We start from the raw sequence: 21,998 nt of genomic DNA on the forward strand, positions 1-21,998 counted from the left end.
CCTTAATCAATAAAATGAGAGAACAACTCATGCCGTTAAAGTGATACTAATAGTGAACAAAGACAAAATGATGACAAACTGCATACAAGAAGTGACTTTACGGGGAAATAAGCGGAAAAATAGCGAGTAAAACAAAGAATAAACTATCCTAAAATCCTACATTAATCTTCACGATAAAGTAGCTCTCCAATGATGGTTTCTACGTCAACCTGCGCTAAGCCTTGGTCAACAATATCTCGCCAACGCCGTCCCTCTTCTGTATTACGAAACGCGATATAGAGCTGCTTATTCGCCAGAATTTGCCGATTGATTTGCAACTTTGTCGCCAGCGGCTGTAAGGGCTTTTGCTTGAGTAAATAGTGCAGAACGTTGACATCAATCACCGCGGCATCAATCCGACCTGCGGCAACTTTTTTAACATTATGCTCATCCGAAGTCACAGGTTCAGTCCGCTGAACACCGGAAACGATCATGCGATCTAAGGCCTGAGTATTCACATAATCTTTCACCACACCTAAGGTATAGCGATTAAGATCATCAATATTATTCCAACTTACTGGATGGGACTTTTGCTCCACCAGCCCCAATGGACTTTCGCCAATCGGTTTTGAAAAGATAAACTTTTCAGTCTCTACATAGTATTCAGGAAAATAACCTATGTAGTCAGAGTTCGGCATAGTCGTAAGTTTGACAGCGCGGCTCCACGGATAGAAATCCACGTCTAATTGGTGTCCCATAACGTTCAGCGCCGCCCGTACCACGGCAATACTGGTGCCCTGCTCTATTAATTGCTCTCCTGAATAAGGCGGCCAAAGTAAAGAAGTAAGCATTAAGGTATCCGCTTTAGCTACGCTCAATCCCATAAAGGAAAGACAATACACAAGGAGCATTGAACGCCATCGAACCATTTAGTACTCCTTTGCCTGCATGGATTTACGACTACATCATAGACAACTCAACGCTTTCGTTTTTATCTGCCGAGATTTTATGATTGGTTAGATTTTATGACTGGTTTTAGTATAGCCATCAAGCCACAGCGGGGAAGTGAAGTTTTGTTACAATTAGAATAACGACATTAGCAGCAAAAGCTAACTCAAAGTGCAGCTTTGCTTGATGGTATGACTCGCCGATTTTTTCGTTAGCCAATTAGCTTGTTCGTTTATCTGCTAACCGAAATAGCTAGACTGAATAAAATTCAAGCCGCATTACGCGGCTTGGAAGTCAAATATCAATAGTATTAATCAACTCAAAGCCAAATGACTTAAGCATTAATATCTTCATATAACTCTTGATACATCAGCTCACGCATTTTGAATTTCTGAATCTTCCCCGTCACTGTCATTGGATACTGATCCACAAACTTGATATAACGCGGCACTTTAAAGTAGGCGAATTTCTCGGTGAGAAAATGACGAATATCTGCCTCTGTAATCGCGGAGCCTGAGCGGACTTTAATCCAAGCACACACTTCCTCGCCGTATTTATCACTTTGAACGCCAAAGACCGCCGCATCCAGCACATCTTTATGGGTGTAAAGTTTCTCTTCAATCTCACGGGGATAAATATTCTCGCCGCCGCGAATAATCATATCTTTAATACGCCCCACAATTTGCACATAACCTTGTTCATCCATTTGGCCAATATCGCCCGAATGTAGCCAGCCTTGACTGTCTATGGTTGCCGCCGTTTTCTCAGGATCATTCCAATAACACTGCATAATGCAGTAACCGCGACTACAAACTTCGCCGGGTTGATTAATTGGCAGCACTTCGCCAAATTCATCGACAATTTTCACTTCGGTATGGGGTAAAGCACGGCCAACAGTGAGCACGCGTTTCTCTACGGGTGAGTCGATTTCAGTAATGTGATTGAGCGGACTGCATTCGGTCTGCCCATAACCAATCAGCACTTCCTTCATATACATGAGGTTTTGTACACGTCGCATCACTTCTTCAGGACAAGTTGCCCCCGCCATCACACCGGTTCGTAAGGAACTCAAATCAAAACGAGCAAATTCTGGGTGTTCCAACTCGGCAATAAACATGGTCGGTACGCCATGCAAAGCGGTGCAACGCTCTTGCTCAATCACTTGTAATGTCGTCAATGGATCGAAGGATTCACTGGGGAACACAGCAGCTGCGCCTTTGGCTAAGCAGACTAAACTGCCAAGTACCATGCCAAAACAATGGTATAAAGGCACTGGAATACAGAGTTTATCGTGGCAGGTAAACTTCATCGCCTCTGCGACTAAATAGCTATTATTCAATATGTTATGATGTGATAAGGTCGCACCTTTCGGACTGCCCGTCGTGCCAGAGGTAAACTGGATATTAATCGCATCGTACGGGCTTAATTCCTTAGCAATACTCTTGAGCATTATCCTGTCAGCGGCGGTCACATCAACGATCAAGTCATCAAAATTCAGCATACCGTCGGATTTCTCCGCGCCCATACGGATCACAAATTCAAGCTCAGGTACGGCTTTAGCTTGTAATTTACCCGCTGGGCAAGAGGTTAGCTCAGGCGCCAATTCATATAGCATCTCAAGATAATTGCTGGATTTAAACTTATCAGCACAAATTACCGCACGGCAACCCACGTTACTCAGCGCGTATTGCAACTCTTCAGGACGATACGCAGGATTAATACACACCATGATGGCGCCAATTTTAGCGGTCGCATATTGAGTTAAACACCACTCGATATTGTTAGGCGACCAAATCCCTACCCTATCACCAGACTTAATGCCGAGTTTTAATAGTCCTGTGGCGAGCGCATCGATTTGGGCAAGATATTGGCGGTAATTCCAGCGGATATGTTGATGGTGTACGACGACAGCTAATTGGTCGGGATACGTTGCCGCAATCTCATCAAGATATTGACCTATGGTCTTCTCAACGAGTTTCGGTGATGACTCGCCTCTAAACTCGCTAACGTTGAGCGGGCTTATAACTTGGCTTGTAGGAACTGACATTAAGGCCTCCGTGCATTTATTATTATGGTTAGCGAGGTCCAAACTAACCAATCCACGGATCATGTCACAAGTAAAAAAGCACTTTATTAGACTAAAGAGTAAGACAAACTATTAGATAACAATCCATTAAAGCCCAGTGCTAACGGCTGATAAACTCAAAATGAGCACTCGACTTAGGCACATTTAAGCTTTGTAACCGCTCAACAATGGCCAGTAACACGCCTTGGCGACGCATATTTTCTAACACGCCGGGGCTAAAAACCTCGAGTCGCGTCATGGCGGTTAGCAGCAACTTACATTGTGCGATGCTCGCATCACGAATATAGGCAGGTTTATCGACTAAGTAACTGTTGTTATACCAATAGTCCCAAGTGAAATTAGCCAATAACCAACCTTGCGTTGTCAGGTCATTAATAAATTCCAGCATTCGCTCATGACTTAAGATCACATCACCCGCCGTAAAATCCTTAAGATATTTAGTGTATAAGCCACAATCGGATGTCATTGTTGAAGTCCCCATAACACACCTCACAGGTTTTGGTTGCCTCTGCTGCCACAACTTGCACGACACCAGTCACAAACCGAGATCGAATTTGACGCTTTGCCTTAGAAACGAGAATTTGCATAAGGCATACCAAATAAGATTGCTGTCAACAGGCTAAGCCACGTTATCTGAACGGAAACTTAATCAAACTCACAATGTTTGATATGGGTGACGAACTGGGGTATTCGACAAAATTCAGATAAACTCAGCGGTATTGAAGCGCTTAACGGCAACTATGAGTAAAGGAAACAAGATGAACTACTGGCTTATGAAATCGGAACCCGACGAATTCAGCATAGATGATCTTAAGGCTTGCCCTAACCAAACCGAAGCTTGGCATGGGATCCGTAACTATCAGGCGCGTAACTTTATGCGCGATGAGATGCAGATTGGCGACAAGGTATTTTTTTACCATTCAAGCTGCAAAGTGCCCGGAATTGTCGGAATAGCAGAAGTCGTGACCAATGCGTATCCCGACAGCACAGCCTTCGATCCCGAATCGAAGTATTTCGACCCTAAGTCAGATCCAACCAAACCAAGATGGCTGCGAGTGGATATCCGCTTTGTCGAAAAATTTAACGAGATTATTCCCTTAAGTTTGATAAAAAGTTTACCCCAACTGGCGGACATGTATTTAGTCTCTAAGGGGTCAAGACTCAGTATCCAACCTGTGACCGCCGAACAATGGCAAGCCGTACTTATGTTAACCCGCTAGAAAGCACTCTTGAGCTAGAACGTTCAGCTATAGTTCATTTCGCATCGCCTATTGTTGGCCACATCCAGCATTGGACACAACATCAACTCAATGCCCCTTAGGAGTACAGATGAATAAATTGACCTCAGTGGTAATCACAGGACTTGTCCTCAGCTTAACGATGTCCATCTCAACCTTTGCTAAAGATGACCATGAGCACCACAAAAAGGATAAAAGCCTACCGCCGGGATTACAGAAAAAAATTGACCAAGGTCAGCCACTGCCACCCGGTTGGCAGAAAAAACTCCACCGTGGTGATGTGCTTGAGCATGATATTTATGATCGCGGCCGCATCGTAGTACCCTTAGACAGAGATGGCATCATTAGCATTCAAGTCGAAGGTGCACTAATCAAACTCGATAATAACAGCCGTAAAATCCTCGATATCGTCAATATCATTACCGATTAACTTCCCATGGCAAAATGGCATTTATAACTGACACATTTACAACTGCGCCCAGCGCTTATCTGGGCGTAGTTGTACTTCTTAATACTGCTTTCATCTATCAAAAAACGTTGTCTGTAAGACAATTTATCACCCCAGTCCTCATTCAATAACGTTCTAACTTACAATAAAGCAACATATTGATATTTATCATATCTTTACTATCTGGCTATTGGTCGTAAATTGGCTAAATGCTAGACTCATGCAGGGTGAAAAGATATCGAACAGAACAAGATAAGTGTCACCTAAAAATACTCATGCGGCTAAGGCAAAATCTTAATTGAATTCATAGCATCCCGATAATGACCGTAGACTAACGCTGGATTTTTGATAATGGAAAACACCTCACTTCAACGGGTTAAGCAGGCAATTATTGCGGGGTTCTGGGCATCACTCGCCAGTATTTCTGTGGGGTTTCTATTTAAACTCTGGCTAGCACAATGGGTTGCCAAAGCCGATCTAGCGCTCTATCACACAGTGATCGACATTATCTCACTGTCGCTAATCCTAATGACGGGATTTCGCTCCTCTATGGTGGTGACCTACTCCCAGACCAAGCAAGATGTGGATATCACCAATATATTCCGCTACAGCTTGATCGCTATGGTACTACTGACATGGGGCTTAGTTTTACCCTATATCAAACACAAACTTCAGCTCAATGTAGAATATTTTCAATTGGTTGGGATTATTCTGAGTATGGGGCTCAAGGTCTATTTTACCAATCAAATTGCCATGTACCGGCTATATGCCATCTCCAATAGAGTCACTTGGTTAGAGCCGCTCGCGCAAGTGACTAGCTTTTTATTATGTTTCTATGGCTTAAAACAAACCGCCATTGCATCACTCTTTTACAGCATGACACTGTCATCGCTCATTGTTGCCTTATATATGTACTTAAAACGGCGCAAAGATATTGCCACTCCGCCCTTAAGTGCGGTGCATTTTGATACTGGTTTACGCAGTTTTATGAAAAAAAGCCTGACGGCGTCCATGGAAGCGGGGGCCAGTATCTTGATGATTTACATCACCGTACTGCTGACTATTGCCTATTTCAGCATAGATGAACTGGGTGATTTCCAAGTGGTGGTGCGGCCGATGATCACTTACCTCACCCTGCTTTTTGTCTTTCCCATCTACCGGTTTGTGCTGCCCGAAGTCGCAGTGTGCGTACGAGAAAAACGCTTTGACGAAGTGCAACAAATTAAGTCATGGCTGACGAAAGTTTCTTTGTGGATCAGCGGTATTTTTTTTGTCGTTATGGTCTTTGCGAGCAAGCCGTTAGTCGCTTGGTTATTCCCCGAGCAATACATTAAAGCGGCCCCAGTATTAATGCATTTCTCCATGTTTTTTATATTTATGATGCTCAATGGCTACCAGCTAGCTTATATCAAAGCTCATGGCTACTTTACTCAAAGCCTACTTATTCGCCTTGCTGGTATCGCAGTACTGGTCGTTACTTTCTACGCTTACCGCCTGTATACGGAGAATGTCGTCGCGGTGATTTTAGCCTTAGGCACGGGCTATTTGATGATGTATTTTATTTCAAAAATCATAGAGAGAAATATTAAAAATAAATAGCAAATATAAAATAATTTAAAAAAACTTTCATTAAACCCACAGCAACATTAATCATTCATTGCTAATAATACTTTATAATGAATTAACCTGGTAAGCCCGCAAATAATACTTTCTAACGATTGATATATGATAATTATAAAATAAACAAAAAAAGCAAACAAAATAACCAAATAAGAAACACTCAGTTACAATTAATATCTCGCGAAAAAACAAATAAAATCATAAAAAAACAATAACCTTTATAATCAACAAATTAAATACCTCCAACCTAAAAACAGTCTATCAAAAAACAATTACATGTTACAAATAACGAATCAAGATGTTTGATTAGTGTAAAATAATTAACAAAATTGTTCATCTCACCTTAAATTATTGTCACCAAAACCAACCTAAAAACGCCTACTGTTTGACAATCTCGCAACTTGGAAATAAATATGTGGTTGGAGTTGTTAAGTGCAGCTTCAATTTACAACCATAAATTTAACCAATAAAAAATATAAAGGAGAAATGTATGAACTCTTTGTCACTAACGGCAAAAGCGGTTCGCTACGGTATATTTGCCGCAGCAAGTCTAACAGCTTCCACTTTTGTTCATGCCCAAACTGAAGAACCAACTGAAACATTTGAACGTATTGAAGTTACGGGCTCAAAAATTAAGCGTATTGGTGAACTCACGCCTACACCTGTGACAGTTATATCAGGTGATGGGTTAATTGACGCAGGTGTCGTTAACGTTGCTGATTTGCTGCATAAGATGCCCAACACACTAGTAGGACTATCACCTGAAACAACCAATAATACTGTATTTGCTAGCGGATTAAATAATACAGACTTAAGAGGACTAGGCTCTGACCGTACACTCGTTCTTGTTAATGGTCGTCGATTTGTTGCAGGAGCACCTGGTTCAGGTTCTGTAGATCTTAACAATATACCAACAGCTATGGTTGAACGAATTGAAATCACAACTGGTGGTGCATCAGCAGTATATGGCTCAGATGCTATCGCGGGTGTTGTGAACATTATTACGAAAAAAAGCTTTGATGGCATTTCGGTTGACGTTTCGACTACACAGCCAACAGAAGATGGTGGTGAAGAAAAATATGCTTCAATAACATTTGGTTCAGAAGTAGGTAAAGCTAATTTTGTTACTAACCTTAGTTGGGCTCGTCAGGGGCAATTATCCTTTATGGATAGAGAGTTCCTACGTGAAGCTCCAATTGTTGTACGTAATCAAAATGCAACAGGTCCAGATGACCCACAGTCTGTTGTATGGGGTTATGGTCAACAAGTATTAGCTTCCTATAGTAAAACAGGGACATTTGTTTCAAATGGTACTCGATATTCATTTGATGAAAATGGCAATGTTAGACCAATGCAATTAGGACAAGCTTTACCTCCGCTGACTTCTGGTCGTGTCGATTATCTCGGCGGAGAAGGTTATAACTTCGCAGAAAACTCTTTCATCAAAACGCCATTAGATCGCATTAACTTTTTCTCTGTCATGAGCTATGACATTAATGACGATCATAAAATGACCATGGAGGCGACGCTTAGTAAAACAGATGCCTATGGCGAAAGCTCCCCAGCTTTCCTAAGTTTGAAAGTGCATGATGATAATGGGTTTCTCTCCCCTGAAGCAGCAGCACTTATCGCTGCTGAAGAAGCTAGGCTTGTTAATGCAGGCAAAGCAGAACCAGGAGATGGTATTTCTCTAGGATACCTTGCATCGGACTTTGGTAATCGAAAATATAGCCAAGAACGAACGACTGCCCGTATAGCACTTGGCTTTGAGGGAGCACTTTCTGAAAATTGGTCTTATGACACTTATGCTACCGTTGGACATGTTCAAGCTGATACAGAATGGTATGGTGAAATGTTCGAGCAACGCTTCTATGACGCTGTTGATACAATAAAAAATGATAAAGGGGAAGTAGTCTGTCGTAGTGAAAGTGCTCGAAATAATGGATGCCTTCCACTCAATATATTTGGGCGCGGAATCTACGATAAAAACGCCTATGATTGGGTAAGTACTGACGCAATTCGACGATCATCTATCACTCAATCAGCTCTCGGAGCATCCGTAAGTGGTGATCTATTTGAATTGCCAGCAGGTTTTATATCGAGTGCATTCTCTCTCGAGTATAGAAAAGAACAGGCAGACACTTTACCAGATCCAGCTATGCGAGAGGGCTTACTGTTCAACAACCAATCTCAGCCACTTAAAGGTGAGTTTGATGTAACGGAAACTTCTGCAGAATTGTCAATTCCATTACTAAGTGACATTACATTAGTACAAGATTTAACACTGGAAACAGCTTTCCGTTATATGGATTACTCGACATCTGGTTCTGATACTGCTTGGAAAGTAGGCTTAAACTGGGCTGTCTTCGACGATTTGAGAGTTAGATTAAACCGTTCGAAATCTGTTAGAGCTCCCAATATAGGTGACTTGTATAGCCCACCAGGACAAACATTCAGATCTATAAAGGATTATTGCGCTTCTAGCTACCGCAACCAAATAAATCCTGAATATCTAGATAATGTCTTGGCAAACTGTGCGGCACAAGGCATTCCTACCGATTTCGAACCATCTCAAGAGTGGTATGGTTCGACTCGTCCAGGATTTATAGTCGGCAATGAGGACTTAAAAAACGAAGTTGCTAATGATATCACTATCGGTTTTGTCTATACCCCAAGTTATATTGAAAACCTAAGTTTCACTGTTGATTACTGGAAATTTGACATGGAAAATGTCATTAACAGTTTTGATGGCCCAGATGTTGTGAAGTATTGCTACCAATCAAGCACTCTAGACAACCCATTCTGTCCATTGCTTGAACGTGATCCTGATACGCATGAGATCACCAATTACTATGAAAAACCAGTTAACTCTGCGACCAGCATTACTTCTGGTGTAGATATTGAAGCTAACTATAAGTTTGAAAGTAGCTTTGGTGACTGGGGGGTCCGCCTCTTCAGTACTTATCTAGAAGAACGTTCATTTAATTCAACAGGTTTTGCTGAAGATGAAATAAAAGAAACAGGCGAACAAGAGCGGCCACGTTGGCGTCATCGTTTTACGACGGATTACACCTACGGAGATTTCTCTGCAGTACTAACTGCGAACTATCGTAGTAATACAGTTTTAAGTAACGATTGGTCACCAAATCAAAACAACTATAATGATATTCCATCATATATTACATTTGATTTAACCAGTCGCTATAACATCACTGATGCATTACAAGTTCGTGCGGGCATACTCAACATGTTTGATGAAACCCCACCTCGTCAACCGAGTGTATATAACCAAGGTGCTTACTATGACATTCTGGGACAACGTATCACTGTAGGCGTTAACTATAAGTTCTAACCAACGTTACTTAAGCTAATTTAAAATCTCCCATTTGAAGTGACATATCATCAATCTCGATATGTCACTTTTTTTACTTTTACATAAAGGCGCCCCATTAAAAATGTTGTGTTAGCGCCCATCGAGCATGCGACCAAGACCTCCGAGTACAGAGCCTTCACCGCGATCACTGCCACCCGCTGATGGGGCATGGGCGATAATGCGGTCTGCCATACGTGAGAATGGCAAGCTTTGTAGCCAAACCGTCCCGTGGCCTTTGAGTGTGGCTAAAAACAAACCTTCCCCGCCAAAGACCATAGACTTTAATGAGCCTGCGCGCTCTATGTCGTAATCAATCCCTGAGGTAAATGCAACAAGACAACCGGTGTCAACTCTTAAGGTTTCACCTTTTAGTTCTTTTTTCACTAAGGTGCCGCCCGCATGGATAAACGCCATACCATCGCCCTGTAGACTTTGCAGAATAAATCCTTCGCCACCGAAAAATCCCGTACCTAAGCGGCGATTAAATTTCATCGTCACGCGTGTACCTAAAGCCGCAGCCAAAAAACTGTCTTTCTGACAGATAAGCTCACCACCATGTTCGGCCAAGTCGATCGCTAGGATAGTGCCAGGATAAGGGGCGGCAAAGGCGACTTTACGTTTTTGATTGCCTTGGTTGGTAAAGTGAGTCATAAAAATGCTCTCGCCCGTCAATGCCCGTTTACCCGCGCCCACCAACTTGCCAAAAAAGCCTGACTCAGGCTCAGAGCCATCGCCCATTTTGGCCTCAAAGCTAATATCTTGCTCTAGATAATTCATCGCGCCCGCTTCAGCGACCACGGTTTCGTTAGGATCGAGTTCCACTTCAACCAACTGCATACTGTGGCCGATAATTTCATAATCCACTTCATGACAACGTCTAGACATACTGTTCCCCTTAACTGTCAGTTCCTTGTTACTATCCTTTAGATTGACCCCGATGGACGGCTCTTTACCTATCGCGGCTCAATTTCACTCTTCATCTCGACCTTAATCTAGATCTAAGCTCAGTCTGAATTTAGGCCTTATTTTAACTCTCAATCTAAGCCTTAATCTGACCTAGGCATTAATCTATGACATAAAATGTCAAAATGCGATTGTTTTATGCGGTAACTTGTATCAAAAGATGACAAGTGAAAACTTATCAACCCAAACCCACGCCATTAAACTGCTCAGCCTTAGCAAACTCCTCTAATATCAACTCGGTAAAAAGTTGTCCCGCACGGCCTAACGGACGCTCTAAGGTCGAGACGAGCTGTGGAATAAACGTAAAACGACTGCCACCGACGAAGTCGATTTCAACTAATTCGCCCTTAGCTAACTCTTCTTGGACTAAAAAGTCTGGCAACCAACCAAAACCTAAACCTTTTAACAAAGCGTTCTTTTTCATGATAAAACCAGAAAGATAAAACACTTTATCACCGCCAAATTGCATTTCATCGCGATAACTTTTATTGGGTGAAGAGTCTTCGATAGTCAATTCCACGTGTTGCTGCAGTTCGGACAAACTAATTTCGCGAATAAAAGATAAAGGATGTGAAGCACTGGCCACCAGCACGCTAGTAATTGCAGGCAAAGGTTGCGGATGATAGTAGGGGCCTGTGCGATAATCTTTCACTAACATCAAGTCGGCATTATCCCGCTCAAATCTGTGTTGTACACCGCTTAAAAATTCCATATTGAGCTGAATTTTAGTGGGGATTTGATGCTCAGCCATACGCTTTAAAGCCGTCATAATTGGCTCCATCGGCAAGGCTCCATCTATCACTAGCTCTAACTTTGGCTCCCAGCCTTCACTGAAACGACTGGCAAGATGTTCAATGTTTGCAAGGTGTTGCAGTAACCTTTGCCCCTCGGCCAAAATCACCCGCCCCTCTTGCGTCAGTTCCGCACGATATTGCTCACGACTAAAAAGTTGCACACCTAAGTGCTCTTCTAACTTTTTAACTTGATAACTCACCGCCGATTGCGCCTTGTGTAATCGCTCCGCCGCCTTGGCAAAACTGCCCTCTTCCACCAGCACTTGCAGCACATTAAAAGCATCAATATCGATGCGCATGGTCACTCCTTGTCTCTAATGAACATGTCACGGAAACACTACGATTCGTAAAGATTAGAATACCATCTAATTTTTAGCTTGAGATAACGGATTTATTATTCTTTTTTTTGTTCATCCAAGCAACTAAATTGATAACAAGATCACATAACCATAACGACAAGCGAAGTAGAGCTAATCTCACGCCGCTGTAAAAACCAAGGATCCTCCATGCCATTTTATGTGAAACAAGGCCAGATTCCCCATAAGCGCCATATCGCATTTGAAAAGGAAAACGGCGAGCTTTACCGTGAAGAGTTGTTCTCAACCCATGGTTTTTCCAATATTTATTCCAATAAATATCACCACAACATGCCAACCAAAGCATTAGAAGTGGCGCCCTATAGCCTAGGCCATGGTGCCAATTGGGAAGACTCGCTGGTCCAAAACTATAAACTCGATTCCCGCGACGCCGACCGTGAAGGTAATTTTTTCAGCGCCCGTAACAAGATTTTTTATAACAATGACTTAGCACTTTATACCGCCAAAGTCACCGCCGATACCGACGAGTTTTACCGTAACGCCTATGCCGATGAAGTGGTTTTTGTCCACGAAGGCGAAGGCACACTCTACAGCGAGTACGGCACGATTAAGATCCAAAAGTGGGACTATCTCGTGATCCCACGCGGTACCACTTATCAACTAAAATTCAACGATTACAGCAATGTGCGACTTTTCGTTATCGAGTCATTCTCTATGGTGGAAGTGCCTAAGCATTTCCGTAACGAGTATGGTCAGCTATTAGAATCGGCACCTTACTGCGAGCGCGATTTACGCGTACCTACATTGCAAGATGCTGTGGTTGAGCGCGGCTCCTTCCCCTTAGTGTGTAAGTTTGGCGATAAGTACCAACTCACCACGCTCGAATGGCATCCCTTTGATTTAGTGGGTTGGGATGGCTGCGTTTATCCTTGGGCATTCAACATCACAGAATACGCACCAAAGGTAGGCAAAATCCATCTACCTCCTTCTGATCACTTAGTCTTTACCGCCCATAACTTTGTGATTTGTAACTTCGTACCGCGCCCCTACGATTTCCACCCTAAATCGATTCCGGCGCCTTATTACCACAACAACATAGATAGCGACGAAGTCTTGTATTACGTCGATGGCGACTTTATGAGCCGCACGGGCATTGAAGCGGGTTACATGACCTTACATCAAAAAGGCGTGGCCCACGGACCACAACCGGGCCGCACTGAAGCCTCGATTGGCAAAAAAGAAACCTATGAATATGCAGTGATGGTGGACACGTTCGCCCCACTGAAATTAACCGAACATGTACAAAATTGCATGAGCAAAGACTACAACCGCTCTTGGCTAGAAGACTAGCCCCAAGCCACCAGCACTCCCATGCGGGAGTCATTAGAGTGACGGCGTGTTGCACTAAAATAACGAGGAAAACAACATGGCAAGCGAACTAAATCCACTGGGCTTATTAGGCATCGAATTCACTGAATTCGCCAGCCCTGATACTGATTTTATGCACAAAGTCTTTATCGACTTTGGTTTTTCTCTGCTGAAAAAAGCCAAGAACAAAGACATCCTGTACTACAAACAGAATGACATTAATTTTCTGCTCAACACTGAACGCGAAGGTTTCTCAGCTAAGTTTGCTAAATCCCACGGCCCAGCCATTTGTTCTATGGGCTGGCGTGTAGAAGATGCCGGCTTTGCCTATCGCATTGCCGTTGAACGTGGTGCAAAACCCGCCGATGATGCCAACAAAGATCTGCCTTATCCTGCGATTTACGGCATTGGTGACAGCTTAATTTATTTCATCGACACCTTTGGCGCAGATAACAATATCTATGCCGCTGATTTTGAAGATTTAGACGAGCAAATTATCACCCAAGAGAAAGGCTTTATCGAGGTCGATCACTTAACCAACAACGTCTACAAAGGCACAATGGAACATTGGGCTAACTTCTATAAAAACATTTTTGGTTTTACTGAAGTGCGCTACTTTGACATCAGCGGCGTACAAACCGCGCTAGTGTCCTACGCCCTACGTTCGCCCGATGGCAGCTTCTGTATCCCGATTAACGAAGGTAAAGGCAGCGATAAAAACCAAATTGATGAATATCTGAAGGAATACAATGGCCCAGGTGTGCAACATTTAGCCTTTAGAAGCCGCGATATCGTAAAATCTCTGGATGCGATGGAAGGCAGCTCAATCCAATGCTTAGACATCATCCCTGAATACTACGACACCATTTTCGACAAGTTGCCTCAAGTGACTGAGAATCGTGAGCGCATCAAACATCACCAAATTCTGGTGGATGGTGATGATACAGGCTATTTATTGCAAATATTTACTAAAAACCTGTTTGGACCGATTTTCATCGAAATCATCCAACGTAAGAATAACTTAGGTTTTGGTGAAGGCAACTTTACGGCCCTGTTTGAATCAATTGAACGGGACCAAATGCGCCGCGGCGTACTGTAAATTGTCATCCAACTAATAAAAAACGGTACGCACTGCGTACCGTTTTTCTTTCTACGAATATCTATATCGTCATCTAAATCACTATCAGCTTTGACACCAATCACTCGGCTTTAACTTTCCTGCGCTAGTCCACATCGATAGGTTTGATAACCTTACAAGGGTTCCCCGCCGCCACACAGTTCGCCGGAATGCTCTTATTCACGACACTACCAGCACCAATGACACAATTATCACCAATGGTCACACCGGGCAGTACAGAGACGTTTCCGCCTAGCCAAACATTATTGCCGATTTGAATTGGCGCGCCGTATTCCGTCGTTTGCCGCGCGATAGGATTAATAGGATGCGTTGCGGTAGAAATCATCACATGGGGACCAAACATCACATTATCGCCAATCGAGACGGAGCAAACATCTAATATGGTTAGATTATGATTGGCGTAAAATTGTTTACCAATATGGATGTTATAGCCGTAATCGCAAAAGAAATTAGGCTCAATATGGGCACAGTGTTGAATATCAAGCAGGCCACGAAGATGCTCCATTCGGGCATCAAGTAAAGTCGGTTCGGCCAGATTAAACTGATGACAAATGGATTTCGCCCGCATCCGCTCAGCCAATAACTCATTATCCCAAGCCTTATAGGGCTGGCCCGCCAACATTTTTTGTTTCTCAGTCATCGTATTGTCAACATTCCGTCAATGATGACCTAACCCTAACAATCGATTGATGAAAGTTCAAGAACTGCCTCATATGCTCTTGAATGAACTACCCGTCTTGCTGACAGAACATTTAGCTAACAGCCAATGTGAGTCACATTCAAGCATTCAATCTCAATCGAGACAAAGGTCATTGCCTTTGTTCGTCATCACAATAGAGTTCTGCAAATAAATACACTAGACACAAACTGTTCAGCGGCATGACAGGATTTGTCCAAATCATCCGGCTGTGACGCCCTGCTTCACCGAAGATTTCAAGCAATAAATCCGAAGCCCCCTCGAGTGCTTTAGGATGTTCAAAGCAAGATTGATGCACATTCAGCACCCCTTCCAAGCGGTAAATTTGTTTTATCCGCGAAAGCTCACCGCAAGCCTGTTTCAATTGGGCAATGGCATTTAGGGTCGCAAGACGACAGGCAGCGTAGCCTTCGCTCACAGTATGATCGGCGCCCAATTGTCCTTGATACTGAAGCTCGCCCTCTAAATAGGGAAACTGACCCGAGGTCATTAACTGACTGCCAACAATTGAATAGGGTTCATAATTTCCAAGAGCCGCAGCAACCTCAGGTAGTTCAAGCCCTGCCGCTACTAGCCGCGATTCAGGTGTGATCATCATAATGTCACCTCCTGAGATGAGGCATTCGCAGGATTAAGCAGCGGGGCTAACCAGGTCGTCAAATGCTGAGGATTGACTGTCAGCCAGTTCGCAGCGGCCTCATCTTCCGTCATTGCTTATCGATTAACCGCATAATCGAGTTCTGCAACCATTTGATTCGATAATACTATATTATCAAGTACCTGAATTTGTACGGGCGAGAAATTAACCGCTAACTCGCGTTCACGGGCGAGCAATACCGCTTTATCTTTTCCCCCGAGTAAACCTTTAGGGTCCTGAAGATCGCGAATACCGTATTGATGGTGTAAAAATTGTGGATGCCACAAAGGAACGATCACCCACTCGTTTACCGCTACGGCAGACTCAAAAGCCGCGACACAGTCGGCTTGAGTGCCTGTTCTAAATTGATAACCTGCCGCCGTTAATCCATATTGCGTCATGATATTTTTAGAAAATCGCGTGATCCCCGCCCCCTCACCAATCCCTTGAATGATAGGCCGCATATGTTGCTGCACGTCAGGCTTGAGTAAATCCTCAATGCTCGACACTTGCTCTGCAGGCACATAATCGGGTACGCCCCAGAGCGCATAGGGCTCATAATGTAGTCCGAGTTGCCGCGTAGCAACTCGCTCTTCGACACCTTGTCGATAAATCCCATGGCTATGGGGCAGCCATGCTGAACACAGCATATCCACTTTACCTTCACCTAGCTGCTCAAAATTAGCCTCGTGCAATGCATAGCTTCGTTGCACCTCTTTGCCCATAATCCCTATCACATGGGCCACCACAGCGGCGGTGACGCGATGAAAACTTAAGTCCGTCACTCCCATGCGAATCATCGGCTTACCCTGTGAGCTCTCCATATTTGTACTCTTATTCAATGAATTCATACCCATCGCACCTCGAGGAAATAATGCCAATGATGCCAAACTGCCCAATCCCAACGTTTGCAATAATTGCCTTCTAAAGACATTAATCTCCGCCATGTTCAGGCTCCTTGGTGTCTAAAATAGTGAGCCTATCCATCACAATCCCTACGATTGCGTTATCCTTTGCATAGGGGAATATCATCTCTACTTTGATGCCATTCGGATCTTCAAGGAACAACTGATGCTCACCAATCTCAGGCACAATTCGTTCCTGAAAAATCATCCTCTGCTGGCATAAATGCTGCTGCATCTGGTGTAAATCCGTGCCACGAAACGACAAATGGTCAACACGTCCCGAGCCATAAATATTTCTGCTTTCCCCTAAGTAGGCATCTAGCGCCTGATCGCCCGCTTCCACTAAATGCAAAATGGGCTTATTTGAGGCATAGAGCCAATGTCCAGGAAAACCAAACTGTGGCCGCCAACCTAATTTCAATCCAAGAATGACTTGATAAAACAACAGCGTTTCAACCAGTTTGGGGGTTCTGATGGTAAAGTGATCCAATCCGATAATGTTCATATTGTCATCCTCTGGATGTCGTGACTCAGTGACTCGGTATAACCAAGTGCAAATCCAAACCGTTTTAATCCGCAAAAATCGTGTGAATAAATTCAGTTCAGATAAGCACTTGACGTAAGGTTATAAGATTAATGGTTAAGGTTAATTACCACGAACGCCCGCCGCTAACGGCTTAAAACGGAAAATATAATAAGGTGGACTGTTTTCAGCTTTGCCATTGTTTAATGGCGCCGATAACGGTAATTGCGCAGCCCCAGAGTACAAATAACCTTGCTTGCCATAACTCACACCGTCGGGCCAAACCATACGTTCATCATGGACATAAGTGCGATACTGGCGAGAATCAGCAGGGATCACGCCAATGGCCCGCTCTCCCACTTCCGTTAGATACAAATTATTCGCTTCATCAATACTTAAGCCACCGTTGTCGGGCTTATCGGCATAAGCCTCCACTTTGGCAGAGAGTGCCGCAGGCGTTAACGAAGGATTGATGAGATCTGTCATCCGCACACGGTAAACTTTGTCTTTATTCATCGGGGCAAAGTAGAGCCATGTTTGGGTTTTATCTAAAGCAATGCCATCGGCACCCACATAGACTTCAATCTGCTTTCTATCTTTTGAGTCTTTATCGATAATCAGTGGCCGCTGTAAGTCTGGCATCACACTGTTATCACCCTGTAATAGGCGCCGACTTTTCCCTGTATTTAAGTCCACAACCACCAACGCAGCCTTTTCACCAATGGGACCCGTGCCAATCCCCTCATCGGCAATCACAATCGCTTGATATCGAGATGAGATAACAAAGTCATTATGTTGTGACTCAGGAAGAGAGACTGGCGCGGGCAAATGAATAATGCGATCTAATTGGTTTTTCTTGGTATCCCACGCCACTAATTTAGGCTCAATACGTGGCGCCTGCTGGCCAGAGTCTAATAGCCTAACTCTGTCTTGATCGTCGGTTCGCAGCCCTAAAACCCAATTAAGGCAAGTGTCAGGTTCTTTCGCTTTGCCCTGCGGATCATGGCATTGCTGCCAATCCGAATTAGGAAATGGCTTAGTACTACCATCCGCTAAAAGTTCAGCCACCTTAATATTAGGTTGATAGAAAGGGTGATAACTGAAAATCAATCGTTCATCTGATGTGAAAGTAATACCGCCCACAGCCCCATCAAGTTCGGCAAAGACTTCCATTTTTGCCAGCGGCTCAGTCTGTGTCGCCCATGAGTGAGAACACAACAAACTGGTTGCCAGTAGTGTAAAAACCTTTGATAACATTGGGTATGTAATGCGCGTAGATAATATGGTCATCTTCATTCCTCCTAACGTGGGCCAGCTAAAAGCGTTAAACTTGCTTCGCCTAATCTATGCTGCCAAAGATAGAATCCCACCAAAGCGGGCGTTGATCCCTTGTCTATCGGCAACTGCGCCACATCCAAAGCATGCACTGTCCATACATAGCTGTGTTCACGTCCCTCTGGTGGACAAGGTCCAAAGAATCCAGGTTTAGCTAAATCGGTATTAGCTTCAATGGCACCACTGGGTAGTGCTCCGCCATTCACACCACCTGCGAGAGTCGACACCTGTGCCGGAATGTCATACACAACACGGTGCCAAAAACCACTGCCAGTAGGCGCATCTTTATCATATAAAGTGACAGCAAAGCTCTTGGTACCGGCAGGTACATTTTGCCAAGTTAAACGCGGCGCAATATTTTCGCCCGAACAACCAAATTGATTCCAATAATACTCAGGAGGGAACCTTGAATTATCAGCTAAATTACTTTCGAGACTAAACGCAGAGGCACTGTCGTCAGCCATAACGTAATTAATACTGGCGGCCAAAGCGACAGTCACCAAGAGAGTCTTTTTAAAAGAGGAGAAATAAGGCGATTTCATAATGTGCTGAACCCATTTTTGAACTGTCCTAGAACAGTCATTAACCATTGATTTGAGAATGTGGGTTAGCATATCAATCAAATTATGATTGATAAGGCGCATTTGGTTGATATGAGTTTCAAAAAATATTGGATAATCTCAACATGCTTCTCAGTTATTTTTAGGTTATGGTACTTTCAGCAAAAATAATGCAAAAAAGTAACAACCAAACGACTAAGATATGTTCTTAATACAATAATATAACGAGGATTCGCTATGATTAAAGCGGCTTATCAACCTTGGTTTCCCTTGAACAGAAACCTAAAACCACACCCGAACCTGAGTTGCAGATTAGACCATTTATCTTTAACCATACTGTGGCAGGAACTTGATAACGATGCATTCACGATGGAATTATATTTCCCTACGATATCAGGAATACAAGTAATTGATGAGTCAAGTTATCAAACCTTCTTAGATAACATAAGTGATATTCAACATGATGATAAATGCAATACGCCATTCCCTATTGATTCAGATTTAAATATCACGAATCAATCCAATGCCGATTATTTTTCTTTACCTTGGCCAATATGGAAGTCGGTAAAAAATGCACGCCGTCCTTATTATGGTGAATTAGGCGAACATATTTACCAAGACCTATACAGTTATTATATAGTGGGCGCCGATAGTGTCTACTTGATCGATACTGATGTAGAACCTACAGTCAATGTCTTATCTTGTTAACTATGAAGTTAATCGCTGTTAACCGAACAACTGCAGAATTAATCACAATGGGGTTAGTGAGCATATTGTTAATAATAACTACAATATGCTTTTTGCGTGAAATATCGCCAGCCAACACAACCGATTACATTTAAAGAGAGCAAGTTCAAAATAAGCAGATTGGCTAAATCCGCCGTTTTCATTACACTATCGACCTTCTCATCTTCACCCAAGAATGACCAAACCATGCCTGATTTTGCCTTACTCGCTGTGTTTATCCCGACTTTTTTCTTTGTTTCTATCACTCCGGGCATGTGCATGACACTCGCCATGACCCTGGGTATGAGCATAGGTGTGCGCCGCACCCTGTGGATGATGTTGGGTGAACTGGTAGGCGTAGCGTTAGTAGCGACAGCCGCCGTGATGGGCGTGGCCAGTATCATGCTCAACTATCCCGAAGTATTTCAAATTTTTAAATGGATCGGCGGGATTTATTTAGGCTATATCGGCGTACAGATGTGGCGCGCGCGCGGCAAGATGGCCATATTAAGTGATGATGACACTAACCCCAGAGCCAGCAATTTCACCTTGATCTCTCAAGGCTTTATTACCGCCATTGCCAATCCTAAAGGTTGGGCATTTATGGTGTCGCTATTGCCCCCTTTTATCAATGCCGAGCGCGACGTCGCGCCGCAGCTCCTCGCCTTACTGAGCATTATCATGGTGACCGAATTTACCTCTATGCTCGCCTACGCCAGTGGTGGCAAAAGCCTGCGCATCTTCTTGAGCCGTGGTGATAATATTCGCTGGTTAAACCGCATTGCGGGCAGCCTAATGATAGGCGTAGGTGTTTGGTTAGCCATGAGCTAACGGTTTGAACTAACCGCTTAAATGTAACCCGTTCTACCTAAAATGAGCCCAATAAAGTCCCGTTAACTCGGTCTTTATGAAGGCGCATTTTTGTAGGGCAACACATCCTGCATCTGCACCATATATTGCTGCATTTGCAGTGTTTCTTGCTCAACAAAGTCGGCAATCGCCGCCTTAAATCCCAAATGGGCGATGTTATGGTAGGAATACATTACTACGGGTTCAAAGCCACGCAGCACCTTATGTTCCCCCTGTGCGCCCGCATCAAACACTTGAAACTCATGTTCAATACAATATTGAATACCTTGATAATAACAGGCCTCAAAATGTAAACCGTCAAGCTCAACCGTCGTCCCCCAATAACGACCATATAAGCATTTCTGCCCTCGGGTATTCTCACCTTTGAGATACAAGGCGCCAGCGACCATCTCGCCCTTTGCATCTTCAACCACCAAGAGTAGGACTTGCGCAGCGAGTTGTGCCCCCAACTGCTGAAAAAAGGTTGGCGTTAAATAGCCGCGATGACCGGAGCGTTTAAGGTAAGTTAATTGATAACATTGGATAAAAGTCTGCCATTGCGAAGCGGTGATCTGCTCCCCTTCGACAAACTGAAACTTAAGATTAAAAGGCTGTAACTGCGCCCGCTCCTTCAAGATATTTTTACGCTTACGGGAACTAAAGCCCGCCAGAAAATCATTAAAATCCCGATAACTGCGATTATGCCAGTGGAACTGAGTACCTAAGCGTTTTAACAGCGAATTTGGCAAACTTTCAAATAACGGCGTTTGTGTTGGGGTAACAAACAGGCTGTGCCATGAGGAAATTGGGGTATAGCCCTGCTCTGGCTCATTAAGAATAGCTTCCTCAAGTACGAGATTATCCTGCGCTGATATTAGTCGGCGATTCAATGTCATCAGCAGTAATGCCGCCACGCGCAGTTGTTCGGCGCGATCTAATGCGGGATGAATGCCCATCCGTTGACCTTGCACTGGGGTAAAAGGGATCGCATTCACCCATTTGGGATAGTAATCGAGCCCATGGCGCTCATAGGCTTCGGCCCACGCCCAATCGAACACATACTCACCGTAGGAGTGGGATTTTTGGTACAAGGGCATGACGGCAATAAGTGGAAACTGATTGAAGTGCTTAGCAGTTTGCACACTGATAACCCCTCCTTCAGCCAAAGGCGACAAGCTTTTATCCTTGCTGGCGACATCATTTAATGTGTCACCCGCATCGAACACGCATAAATGTCGAGGCGTCCAACCGGTTGCAGTGCAGGCGGAACGGCTTTGCTCAAGTGCCAACAGAAACTCATGGCGGCAAAAGGGATTCGCCTCACCCATGGCAGCATTCCACGCACTGGCCGAAATATCCGACATTGAGCTCGCAAAAGCCAAGATAAGCTGTCTCATTGGGTAAATTATCGTCCTTTACTGGTGTGAACAAGTATACGAGGTTGCAATTAAGCCTAATTCTCGGCACATTGCATAGCCATAATTAAAATAAATT

20 protein-coding genes are annotated in these 21,998 nt (G+C 43.8%); 8 read left to right on the plus strand and 12 right to left on the minus strand.

The window, feature by feature from the left end:
* Positions 1–161 precede the first annotated feature (161 nt).
* The 3 genes from L5L98_RS16950 to L5L98_RS16960 all read right to left on the minus strand — a co-directional run bounded on the left by L5L98_RS16950 (position 162) and on the right by L5L98_RS16960 (position 3,494).
* On the minus strand, positions 162–908 hold the full coding sequence (locus tag L5L98_RS16950; protein WP_263142488.1) for a substrate-binding periplasmic protein: 747 nt from the start codon (positions 906–908) through the stop codon (positions 162–164).
* Positions 909–1,261: 353 nt separating this feature from the next.
* Positions 1,262–2,974 carry an AMP-binding protein gene (locus L5L98_RS16955; protein ID WP_263142489.1) on the minus strand — a complete coding sequence of 571 codons (1,713 nt, stop codon included), beginning with the start codon at positions 2,972–2,974 and terminating at the stop codon, positions 1,262–1,264.
* Between the two features lie 139 nt (positions 2,975–3,113).
* A complete protein-coding gene (locus L5L98_RS16960) occupies positions 3,114–3,494 on the minus strand; it encodes a DUF6508 domain-containing protein (RefSeq protein WP_168827411.1) in 381 nt (126 codons plus the stop codon).
* A gap of 277 nt (positions 3,495–3,771) precedes the next feature.
* Between L5L98_RS16960 and L5L98_RS16965 the strand changes: the two genes are divergently transcribed.
* From L5L98_RS16965 to L5L98_RS16980, 4 genes are all read left to right on the plus strand, one after another.
* On the plus strand, positions 3,772–4,233 hold the full coding sequence (locus L5L98_RS16965; protein ID WP_105252186.1) for an EVE domain-containing protein: 462 nt from the start codon (positions 3,772–3,774) through the stop codon (positions 4,231–4,233).
* Between the two features lie 109 nt (positions 4,234–4,342).
* Entirely contained in the window at positions 4,343–4,681 is a 339-nt protein-coding gene (locus L5L98_RS16970) for a hypothetical protein (RefSeq protein WP_105252185.1), read from the plus strand.
* Between the two features lie 369 nt (positions 4,682–5,050).
* The gene (locus L5L98_RS16975; RefSeq protein ID WP_263142490.1) at positions 5,051–6,298 is read left to right on the plus strand and encodes a hypothetical protein; all 1,248 of its coding nucleotides are present in this window, start codon (positions 5,051–5,053) and stop codon (positions 6,296–6,298) included.
* A 511-nt stretch (positions 6,299–6,809) separates the two neighbouring features.
* Positions 6,810–9,671, plus strand: a complete 2,862-nt coding sequence (locus L5L98_RS16980) for a TonB-dependent receptor plug domain-containing protein (protein WP_263142492.1) — start codon at positions 6,810–6,812, stop codon at positions 9,669–9,671.
* 111 nt (positions 9,672–9,782) lie between these two features.
* Here L5L98_RS16980 and L5L98_RS16985 read toward each other — a convergent pair whose 3' ends face one another.
* Both L5L98_RS16985 and L5L98_RS16990 read right to left on the minus strand, forming a co-directional pair.
* Positions 9,783–10,577 (minus strand): TIGR00266 family protein, encoded by a 795-nt coding sequence (locus L5L98_RS16985; protein ID WP_113940919.1) that lies wholly within the window; start codon positions 10,575–10,577, stop codon positions 9,783–9,785.
* A gap of 256 nt (positions 10,578–10,833) precedes the next feature.
* Positions 10,834–11,748: a LysR family transcriptional regulator gene (locus tag L5L98_RS16990; protein ID WP_263142493.1), complete on the minus strand. Its 915-nt coding sequence runs from the start codon at positions 11,746–11,748 to the stop codon at positions 10,834–10,836.
* A 207-nt stretch (positions 11,749–11,955) separates the two neighbouring features.
* Here L5L98_RS16990 and L5L98_RS16995 point away from each other — a divergent pair, with 207 nt between their 5' ends.
* Both L5L98_RS16995 and hppD read left to right on the plus strand, forming a co-directional pair.
* Positions 11,956–13,116 carry a homogentisate 1,2-dioxygenase gene (locus L5L98_RS16995; protein ID WP_263142494.1) on the plus strand — a complete coding sequence of 387 codons (1,161 nt, stop codon included), beginning with the start codon at positions 11,956–11,958 and terminating at the stop codon, positions 13,114–13,116.
* Between the two features lie 76 nt (positions 13,117–13,192).
* Positions 13,193–14,233 carry a 4-hydroxyphenylpyruvate dioxygenase gene (gene hppD, locus L5L98_RS17000; RefSeq protein WP_263142495.1) on the plus strand — a complete coding sequence of 347 codons (1,041 nt, stop codon included), beginning with the start codon at positions 13,193–13,195 and terminating at the stop codon, positions 14,231–14,233.
* 124 nt (positions 14,234–14,357) lie between these two features.
* Here the strand turns inward: hppD and L5L98_RS17005 are convergent, their stop codons facing one another.
* The 6 genes from L5L98_RS17005 to L5L98_RS17030 all read right to left on the minus strand — a co-directional run bounded on the left by L5L98_RS17005 (position 14,358) and on the right by L5L98_RS17030 (position 18,869).
* On the minus strand, positions 14,358–14,912 hold the full coding sequence (locus L5L98_RS17005) for a sugar O-acetyltransferase (RefSeq protein ID WP_219251665.1): 555 nt from the start codon (positions 14,910–14,912) through the stop codon (positions 14,358–14,360).
* Between the two features lie 169 nt (positions 14,913–15,081).
* Complete coding sequence (locus tag L5L98_RS17010; RefSeq protein ID WP_263142497.1) at positions 15,082–15,567, minus strand: Atu1372/SO_1960 family protein; 486 nt, start codon at positions 15,565–15,567, stop codon at positions 15,082–15,084.
* Positions 15,568–15,683: 116 nt separating this feature from the next.
* Positions 15,684–16,553: a glycine betaine ABC transporter substrate-binding protein gene (locus L5L98_RS17015; protein ID WP_263142498.1), complete on the minus strand. Its 870-nt coding sequence runs from the start codon at positions 16,551–16,553 to the stop codon at positions 15,684–15,686.
* A complete protein-coding gene (locus L5L98_RS17020) occupies positions 16,540–17,016 on the minus strand; it encodes a VOC family protein (protein WP_028759587.1) in 477 nt (158 codons plus the stop codon). The genes L5L98_RS17015 and L5L98_RS17020 overlap by 14 nt, the downstream gene beginning before the upstream one ends.
* A 141-nt stretch (positions 17,017–17,157) precedes the next feature.
* Positions 17,158–18,324 (minus strand): major royal jelly family protein, encoded by a 1,167-nt coding sequence (locus tag L5L98_RS17025; protein WP_263142499.1) that lies wholly within the window; start codon positions 18,322–18,324, stop codon positions 17,158–17,160.
* An 11-nt stretch (positions 18,325–18,335) separates the two neighbouring features.
* Positions 18,336–18,869 carry a YbhB/YbcL family Raf kinase inhibitor-like protein gene (locus L5L98_RS17030; protein WP_263142500.1) on the minus strand — a complete coding sequence of 178 codons (534 nt, stop codon included), beginning with the start codon at positions 18,867–18,869 and terminating at the stop codon, positions 18,336–18,338.
* Positions 18,870–19,166: 297 nt separating this feature from the next.
* Here L5L98_RS17030 and L5L98_RS17035 point away from each other — a divergent pair, with 297 nt between their 5' ends.
* A complete protein-coding gene (locus L5L98_RS17035; RefSeq protein ID WP_263142501.1) occupies positions 19,167–19,637 on the plus strand; it encodes a hypothetical protein in 471 nt (156 codons plus the stop codon).
* 225 nt (positions 19,638–19,862) lie between these two features.
* Positions 19,863–20,486: a LysE family translocator gene (locus tag L5L98_RS17040; RefSeq protein WP_219251667.1), complete on the plus strand. Its 624-nt coding sequence runs from the start codon at positions 19,863–19,865 to the stop codon at positions 20,484–20,486.
* A gap of 74 nt (positions 20,487–20,560) precedes the next feature.
* On the opposite strand, the gene L5L98_RS17045 is transcribed toward L5L98_RS17040, so the two are convergent.
* Positions 20,561–21,901: a GNAT family N-acetyltransferase gene (locus L5L98_RS17045; protein ID WP_263142504.1), complete on the minus strand. Its 1,341-nt coding sequence runs from the start codon at positions 21,899–21,901 to the stop codon at positions 20,561–20,563.
* Positions 21,902–21,998 lie beyond the last annotated feature (97 nt).

Origin of the sequence: Shewanella sp. SM23 (assembly GCF_025654295.1) — a bacterium.
In the GTDB taxonomy this organism is placed as follows: Bacteria; Pseudomonadota; Gammaproteobacteria; order Enterobacterales; family Shewanellaceae; genus Shewanella; species Shewanella oncorhynchi.